Origin of the sequence: Glutamicibacter sp. V16R2B1, assembly GCF_005774635.1 — a bacterium.
Taxonomy (GTDB): domain Bacteria; phylum Actinomycetota; class Actinomycetes; order Actinomycetales; family Micrococcaceae; genus Glutamicibacter; species Glutamicibacter creatinolyticus.
Genome location: NZ_VATX01000031.1, coordinates 1 through 1,545 on the forward strand (window position 1 = coordinate 1; position 1,545 = coordinate 1,545).

A 1,545-nucleotide genomic window follows, 5' to 3' on the forward strand; every position below is an offset into this window, starting at 1 on the left:
AGGCTCTTCGCAATTGAGGGTGTAGGGCAGCACTGCCGCTGAGCTGATTTCGGGGCGTGTCGTAGGGCAGTAAAAAGTCGAGGTCTTCACAAGAATGGAAGTTCCTACACAACCTTCTTGAAAGACCTCGACGTTGTCTCATACTACCTTTACCGCCCCGGATCTGACCACGTTCTGCCGGCTGGACGAGCTGGGCCTGACAGCCTGCGGTCAGCGGTTGTTGCCTGAACGTGCCGAGATCCTATGCAAGGTCACCGAAGCGGATCCGTGGTGCCGTAACTGCGGGCAGCCCGGAACGCCTCGTGGCACCGTGGTGCGCCGGCTGGCGCATGAGCCAGTCGGCTGGCGGCCGACCACGCTGGTGATCCGGGTGCGCCGGTACCGGTGTGCTGACTGCGGTACTGTGTGGCGTCAGGACACCAGCCAGGCTGCCGAGCCCCGGGCGAAGATTTCTCGTGGCGGGTTGGGTTGGGCGCTGACCGGGATCGTGTGTCAGCACTTGTCCATGGCCCGGGTTGCTGAGGGGCTGGGCGTGTCCTGGAATACCGCTAATGACGCGGTGTTGGGTCAGGGGCAACGAGTGCTGATCAACAAGCCTGAACGGTTCAACGCAGTAAAAGTCATTGGGGTGGACGAGCACGTATGGCGCCACACCCGTGCTGGAGGCAAATACGTCACCGTGATCATTGACCTGACCCCGGTCACCGAAGGTGCTGGCCCGGCCCGGCTGCTGGACATGGTCCAAGGCCGCTCCAAGGCCGTGTTCAAGTCCTGGCTCGCGAACCGTCCCCAAGAATGGCGGGACGGGATTGAAGTGGTGGCAATGGACGGTTTCAGCGGCTTCAAAACCGCCGCGGCCGAGGAACTCCCGGACGCGGTAGAAGTGATGGATCCCTTCCATGTGGTGCGCTTGGCTTCCGAAGCATTGGATAAGTGCCGTCAACGGGTGCAGCAAGACACCCGTGGTCACCGTGGCCGCAAGGGTGATCCGCTCTATACGGCGCGGCGCACGCTGTTGACCGGGGATGGTTTGCTGACTGAGAAGCAGATTGAACGCCTTGATGCCTTATTTGCTGATCAGCAGCACGAGCCGGTGCAGTTCACCTGGAACATCTATCAGCGCATCGTGGACGCGTACCGGCAAAAGGAGAAGAGCATCGGCAGGTGGTCGATGGAGCAGGTCATCGAGCTGATCAAAGCAAAAATTCCTACCGGGCTGCCCGAACTGGCGTCCCTGGGCCGCACCCTGAAGCGCCGGGCCGGGGATATCCTGGCTTACTTTGACCGGGCAGGCACCTCGAACGGCCCCACCGAAGCGATCAATGGGAGGTTGGAACACCTGCGCGGCAGCGCTCTGGGGTTCCGGAGCCTAGCGAATTATATTGCCCGTTCGCTCTTGGAATCTGGCGGGTTCAGACCCGTTTTACACCCTGGATTGTGAAGAGCCCGAAAACACTACGGCCTGTCGACGAGCTCTGCTGATGCGTCGACAGGCCGGTGTTCGGTTTCGCCTAGGTGTGTTCTGGCTGAGCCAGGGCTGGAGCT

1 protein-coding gene is annotated in these 1,545 nt (G+C 61.2%); it reads left to right on the forward strand.

Translation table 11 applies throughout. The features are described from left to right. The first annotated feature begins 133 nt into the window (after nt 1-133). Entirely contained in the window at nt 134-1,441 is a 1,308-nt protein-coding gene (locus FDN03_RS15330) for an ISL3 family transposase (protein WP_138178467.1), read from the forward strand. The last annotated feature ends 104 nt before the right edge of the window (nt 1,442-1,545 follow it).